Source organism: Methylobacterium sp. ARG-1 (assembly GCF_001262595.1).
GTDB classification, from domain to species: domain Bacteria; phylum Pseudomonadota; class Alphaproteobacteria; order Rhizobiales; family Beijerinckiaceae; genus Methylobacterium; species Methylobacterium brachiatum.
This window is the reverse complement of sequence record NZ_LHCD01000031.1, coordinates 67,913-74,615: the sequence shown is the minus strand read 5'-3', so window position 1 is coordinate 74,615 and position 6,703 is coordinate 67,913. Positions and strand designations below refer to the sequence as shown.

Here is a 6,703-nt window from a genome sequence, read left to right as displayed (position 1 = left end):
ACCATGGGCCGTCGAACAGTGGGCCCGGGCTCAGCCCACGTGCGGCGCCATCCTGCAGGTAGTGTCGTGCGGCTTGGTCCCGTGCCACGCCGTGCGCTTGAGTCGTCCGGTACCACTCCGCATCGAACAGATCAGAGGAAGCAATCCGCGCCACCAACTCTGGGTTAGCGACCGGGCAAATCGGCCGATCCTCGGAACGTCCACTATCCAAGTAGTGCAGCAGCGGGTTTAACCCTGCAGCTGCGACATCAGCATTGTTCGCAAGGTACCACGGCCCGTCGAACAGCGGGCCCGGGCTCAGCCCACGTGCGGCGCCATCCTGCAGGTAGTGTCGTGCGGCTTGGTCCGGTGCCACGCCGTGCGCTTGAGTCGTCCGGTACCACTCCGCATCGAATAGACCCGAAGCTGCGACCTTTGCCACTGCATCCCTATCGACGTAAGAGCAAATCGGCCGCACTTCGGAGTGTCCGCTGTCGAGGTAGTGCAGCAGCGGGTTCAAACCCGCTGCGGCGACGTCCGGGTTGTTCGCCAGGTACCAGGGCCCGTCAAACAACGGGCTAGGGCTCAGCCCGCGCGCGGCGCCCTGACGTAGGTAATGCCGCGCGGCTTGATCCGGCACTACGTCAGGCGCTTGCGTTGAGTGGTACCAATCCGCGTTAAATAGCTTGGATCTTGCGAGCCTCCGGGCGGCCACGACATCGCGGTCAGCGCCGAGGATGTTGCACAGCTTTTGGCGGAGCGCGGAGTGGCGGGCCATATTGGAACTTTAGATTGGAACTTCGAGCTCTGAGATGGGACGTGGTCCCAGGCATCAGAGGGCGAGTGGTGGCGGTTCGTACAGCAAGTTCGGGGAGGTTCGCACATTTCGAGCGAGACACTACACCTCTAAATGACAGTTCTCAGAACATGTTTGAGACCGTCCGCCATATCCGCGACCAGCATTCTGAGACAGATCGGGGGGGCTTCGGATGGAGGAGAGCTGGTTCATCGTATCTACCAGGAGCAAGGATAAGAATAGACTTTAGAGCCGGCGGAAGCCGTTATTAGGACATTGGCCAAGTCATGCGTCGGTGACCTGACCGTTATTTCGGATCGAGCCGATCGAGGGGTTACTACATGGCAACGCCCATGGGTAGCCAAAAGGCCAGATTTAGGAAGGTGACAGGCGCGGATGACCGGTAGCCCAGCGACGAATGCGGTCCGACGCGGTTGTAGGCAGGCTGCCAAAGACTTACCATGATTCGGCACAATCAGGGAACGCGTCACCGGCCGTCCGGTGCCGGCACGCACCCCCGCATCTTTCAGACGGGCACGTTATTGGAATATGGCAGCACGGGACGAGGCCGAACGGCATTTCCTTAGGTGTCCGACGGATGTATGCCCATCCCAAGTTTGGGTCAGGCCGCCATGAACGTTGAACGAGAACAGACCATCTTCGTTGCGGGTCACCGCGGGATGGTGGGATCGGCGATCGTGCGCCGGCTGCGCGAGCTGGACTACGACCGCATCCTCACGGCGGACCGTCAGGCGTTGGATCTGCTGGATCAGGCCGCGGTCCGGGCGTTCTTCGCCAAGCACCGCATCGACATGGTCTACCTCGCCGCCGCCAAGGTCGGCGGCATCCACGCCAACAACACCTACCCGGCCGAGTTCATCCACGAGAACCTGCTGATCCAGTCGAACCTCATTCACGCCGCACACACGAGCGACGTCGACCGGCTGCTGTTCCTGGGCTCCTCGTGCATCTACCCGAAGTTGGCGGCGCAGCCGATGCGCGAGGACGCGCTGCTGACCGGGCTGCTGGAGCCGACCAACGAACCCTACGCCATCGCCAAGATCGCCGGGATCAAGATGTGCGAGAGCTACAACCGGCAGTACGGCCGGCGCTACCGCAGCGTGATGCCGACCAACCTGTATGGCCCCAACGACAATTTCCATCCGCAGAACGCCCACGTGCTGCCGGCGCTGATGCGGCGCCTGCACGAGGCCAAGCAGGAGGGCGGCGCCTCCGTCAAGGTCTGGGGCACCGGCCGGGCGATGCGCGAGTTCCTGCATGTCGACGACATGGCACGAGCCAGCGTGTTCGTGATGGAGCTGGACGATGCGGTCTACGCCGCCAATACCCGGCCGGACCTGTCGCACATCAATGTCGGCACCGGCGCGGATTGCACCATCCGCGAGCTGGCCGAGGCCCTGGCGCGGGTGATCGGCTACGAGGGCCGGCTCGAGTTCGACGCGACCAAGCCGGACGGGACGCCGCGCAAGCTGATGGACGTGTCGCGCCTGCGGGCCATGGGCTGGCAGCCGGAGATCGGCCTGGAGCAGGGCCTGCGCCAGACCTATGGCTGGTTCCTCGAGAACCACGCCACGCTGCGCGGATGATAATTAAGGGAACAATTTTGAAAACATCATTGTGACCTGACCGGCTGGCTTTGGACCGGGCTGATTGAGAGAACCAGCCTGGACCGGAGGAGTTGGAGATGAAGCGAGGATAGAGGCCGAGCGCGGAGCAGGTCGTGCTGATGCTGCGCTAGATCGAGGTGCAGAAGGCACAAGGGAAAAGCATCGCCGTCGCGTGTAAGGAGGCGGACGTCTCCGATAAAAGCTATTATCGCTGACGTTAAAGAGCACCGCCGCCTGAAGGTGGATCAGGTCTGGAAGATGAAAGATCTCGAGCGCGAGAACGTTCGGCCTCGTTGACTAGGGGCCGATATTGTGCCTTGAGAAACAGGCGTTGACAGACGTCGCCTCGGGAAATTTGTCTATTCGGCGTTCATCGGTCAACGCCTACTCGTGCGCATCCTGGTTTGACGTGCGATCGGTCCTGTGGAACTCTTGCTTCCCCCCGAGCTCGGCCAGGGCCGCTTCATGATGGGATTAGAGGGAGTGAGCGGCGCCATCTAAGCGCGCGCTCGGCAGAACCGACGCTCGAGTTTCCTCGGTCTCCCCAGCTCCCGCCGTCCCCACAGGGACCTAATCCACGCGGGGGAGCTCAGTGTTACGTGATACTGATCGGTAAGCTTCAGGCCGCCATCGCGGCTTCGGTCGACTAGGGAAGACCTTCTCGTCGCGCCATATGCGAGGCAGCACGATCGCCAGCTCGCAAGCGACGGCCACGAGCGCCTTCTGCATGCCTCGGCGCCTGACCACAGCCAGCCTCCCATACCTTCAGCGAGGACCATCGAACGCGAGGGCCGGTGCGCGGCCCTTATAAGCGAAGGAGCAGTCACACAGCGGCTGCACGAGGTGAGCACGTGCAGGATGCCAGAGATGATCAACCGGCCGTCCTTCCGCTCCTGTCCGGGCCGATCCTTGAGAATGAACGGGACCATCACCGCCCACTGGTCAGCCGAGAGCCGGAACAGATCCGCCATCGCCGCCTCAACGCTGCAAACAGCGGTCCAAAATCTCAAAACTATAGGCTATGGCAATGCCTTGGTTCGGCTCACACGCTAGCACATATCCCAACTCTACATGTAACGAACCTATTTAATTATGCGCCATGGCTTACCGCTCGAACGTAATTAGTACTTCCGTACTCGAAGTTTTTGCTATAATAGGAGTCTCCCTCCTCAATTTGCTTTCCCCACCGGTCCAATAGAACCGCGCGATCACCGAGGTCATAGCCCTCGCTTTTCCTGGTGAGACTTTCGTGATGATAAAGCCGTGCGTTGGAAACAGAAACAATCTCCAATCCCTTTTGTCTTATTTTCATACACAAGTCCACGTCTTGATAATGCTTTGCATAATCTTCAGAAAAGCCGCCTATGGCGTGAAACACTGATTTGCGCATCATCATGCACGCCGCCGTCACAGCACTTACTTCCCGGGAGACTGCGAGCGACCCGGCGTAGCCATCAGAGGCCTCGTCGAAACCTCGCATAACATGATCGGCGGTACCGCGCGGCCCCAAGATCACACCTGCATGTTGGACCGTGTTGTTTGGATACAATAGCGTTGCTCCCACGGCGCCAATATTGGGATCTTCAAAATACATTACCATCTTCTGCAGCCAATCTGCTGAAATAACTTCCGTGTCGTTATTGAGAAGCACGATGTAGTCACCCGCCGCCGCATCTACCCCCATGTTGTTTGCCCGAGAGTAGTTAAAATTACTATCTCCATAAGTTAAACGCTTGATTGGATAGGAACTCATTGCCTGCAATGCTCTCGGCTCAGTCGTTCGATTGTCCACTAATATGATTTCATAATCGCTGTACTCCGTAAGGGTAAATATAGATTCAAGGCACCTCTCTAATATAACACCCTGGTTCCGGGAGGGTATTACGATAGAAACTTTAGGCTGTTTGGTTGAATATGATGGATACAAAACCAATCTGTGAGGTAAGAACGGATGATTCTCTGCTATCCATGTCCTACCTTTCCGGCCAAGATGTTCATTGACCGCGCGCGCTTGAAGTTTCTCAATGCCGTGTTTCTCGCTACCGCCAAGCGCCAAAGATCCAGGTATCGCGCGCCACTTGTACAAATTGACGGGTAGGTGAGCTATTTTGATATTTTCTTCCGAAATACGAAGAAGAAACTCGAAGTCCTGGACTCCGTTGAACTCGTCAAGAAACTTCTCTCTAGTGCATATCTCCCTTCTTACCGCGAGGAGGTGCCCTGGATACATTGCGCCAAGCGCATAAATTGGCGACCATTTTGGTTTATAAAAATAATGAAGAACCGCCCCATGTTCGTCTATTGTGCATTGGTCCGAGTAGATAACATCTGTTTCCGGATCGGAATCTATCAGATCCGCGAACTTTTCTAGTGCGGTCGCACTTACTTCGTCGTCATGATCAGCAAATACAATAAAATCACCTGCGGCAGCAGCAATCCCGATGTTTGTGGAAGCTGATATTCCTTTATTTGACTCATTAACAATCAAGCGAATGATACTTCCAGCCTCCATGGAAGCCACGGTATCTCTTACAATCGGGTCTGGTCCACTGTCATCCACAACAATAATCTCGCTCGGAACAAAAGTCTGTCGAATGAGAGATCTCAGCGCTGCGATTAATAATTGCGGCGTCGTCTTGTAGGCAGGTAGTACGACTGAAAACAGGCTCATCGGGAGGGTGTATCCTTCCTAATACTATGACACCTAGAGATATGGTAAAGAGTCCAAGCGTTTCCGTGCATTTTCGCAGTCAACCCCGCGCCCCTAATAAACCGGTTCTTGATAAATCTGCGAAAAAGACCGTCCATGACTGAGATGGTCGACTCTTACTACATTAGCTGGTTATGTCAGTGTCAACTAACCAGCAGAACCCCGCGTAACCACTCTATGAAGTGCGAAGTTTCACCCAAACTCATAGGGTCACTTCACTTTGCTCCGCACGGAGGCTTAACGGTTCCAGCCGTCATTGATGATCCGCTTCTATTGCACCTGACGCGATAGGCTCAGTCGCACGCACGGCGTGTTCTATTTGCAGCGCAACCAAGACCTGTAAAGTGTGCCGTTCGCAGCCTAGCCCGCGCTCGAGTTTGCTGATTGAGCCTTGAGCGATACCTAGCTGCCTCGCGAGTTCGCACTGAGACAGGCCCAATTCACGCCGCTTGTTCCGAATAAGCAGCCAGCTTGCACATGACGAAGCACCGTGTTGGCCGATCTTGCTCAAATCTTACCTCTCAACTGGGATGCCAGCAACACTGCGCGGCGATCCTTGTTGCGCTTTCAGGTCGTCTTATAGGGTCTCTATCGCGATTCAGCCACCCCTCGATATGGGTGGGATTCAACGGTGACTGGCGGCGTGCGAGCGGGTTGTCCGGCGTGCCTGTGCTCTTGCGGCTCTTAGGTTCACCACCGCTGCTAGGTACCCGTGCGAGTGAGGGTGTTTGAGGCCTGGGTAGGGGAAGCGAGTGGTATTGTCCGGGTTTGGTGGACACCGAGGACGCTTTCACGTGACGTGTTTGTCCGATGCCCAAAAGCCGCCCCCATACCCAGCCAAGTTTCGCCGACAGATGGTCAAGCTGGCCCGCGTCGGTCGTAATCGGAACGACCTCGCCCGTGAGTTCGAGCCTTCCGCGCAGGCCATCCGCAACTGGGCGACAGGGGCTGACCGCGCCGAGGGCCGGCGGGAATCCCGTAAGCGCATCTCCCGGCTGATGCGTGAGGCTGGTCTCGTTGGTGCCAGCCATCGACACGATAAGCCCGTCACGACGCGGCCGGACCAGGAGGAATGCCCTACTCCCTACCTCGTCGATCGCAACCTTGCGGCCGAGCCCCCGCTCTGGGTGGCCGATATCACGTACGTGCCGACGGTCGCTGCCTTCCTCTATCTCGCGGGGGTGCTTGATGTGTTCAGCTGTCGGATCGTGGGATGGGCCATGGCCGACCACCTGAGCTCGGAACTGGTACTGGACGCCTCGGATATGGCGGTCAGCCAGCGCAAGCCGCGAAACATCAACCACCAACCGGACCAGGGCTCGCAATACACGTCGCTGTTCTTCGGCAACCGATGCCAGGAGGCAGGCGTGCGCCGGTCCATGGGCCCCGTCGGTGACGCCTACGACAACGCCATGGCCGAAAGCTTCTTTTCCGCCCTCGAAGGCGAGTAGCCCACCCGCCGACGCTTCCAGTCGCAGGCGGAGGCTTGGATGGCCCGCTTCAGCTAAATCGAGGGCTTCTACAAGCCGCTGCGCCGACACTCGGCGCTCGGCTACCGCTCGCCTGTCGTCTACGAATAGGATACAGATC

2 protein-coding genes and 6 pseudogenes are annotated in these 6,703 nt (G+C 57.8%); 3 read left to right on the top strand and 5 right to left on the bottom strand.

What is annotated here, in order from left to right:
* Window positions 1–553: pseudogene (locus tag AKJ13_RS32450) on the bottom strand (hypothetical protein); the annotation flags it as partial.
* A 559-nt stretch (window positions 554–1,112) separates the two neighbouring features.
* Window positions 1,113–1,244, bottom strand: a pseudogene (locus AKJ13_RS32820) (IS3 family transposase); the annotation flags it as partial.
* 163 nt (window positions 1,245–1,407) lie between these two features.
* On the opposite strand from AKJ13_RS32820, the gene AKJ13_RS23310 reads away from it, so the two are divergent.
* Both AKJ13_RS23310 and AKJ13_RS32815 read left to right on the top strand, forming a co-directional pair.
* Entirely contained in the window at window positions 1,408–2,382 is a 975-nt protein-coding gene (locus tag AKJ13_RS23310) for a GDP-L-fucose synthase (protein ID WP_050735514.1), read from the top strand.
* A 140-nt stretch (window positions 2,383–2,522) separates the two neighbouring features.
* Window positions 2,523–2,761, top strand: a pseudogene (locus tag AKJ13_RS32815) (IS3 family transposase); the annotation flags it as partial.
* A 212-nt stretch (window positions 2,762–2,973) separates the two neighbouring features.
* Here AKJ13_RS32815 and AKJ13_RS32810 read toward each other — a convergent pair.
* The 3 genes and pseudogenes from AKJ13_RS32810 to AKJ13_RS30725 all read right to left on the bottom strand — a co-directional run.
* Window positions 2,974–3,199: pseudogene (locus AKJ13_RS32810) on the bottom strand (hypothetical protein); the annotation flags it as partial.
* 23 nt (window positions 3,200–3,222) lie between these two features.
* Window positions 3,223–3,374, bottom strand: a pseudogene (locus AKJ13_RS32805) (IS5/IS1182 family transposase); the annotation flags it as partial.
* Between the two features lie 119 nt (window positions 3,375–3,493).
* Window positions 3,494–5,074 carry a glycosyltransferase family 2 protein gene (locus AKJ13_RS30725; protein WP_082317088.1) on the bottom strand — a complete coding sequence of 527 codons (1,581 nt, stop codon included), beginning with the start codon at window positions 5,072–5,074 and terminating at the stop codon, window positions 3,494–3,496.
* Between the two features lie 893 nt (window positions 5,075–5,967).
* Between AKJ13_RS30725 and AKJ13_RS23305 the strand changes: the two are divergent.
* Window positions 5,968–6,693 (top strand): annotated as a pseudogene (locus tag AKJ13_RS23305) (IS3 family transposase).
* The last annotated feature ends 10 nt before the right edge of the window (window positions 6,694–6,703 follow it).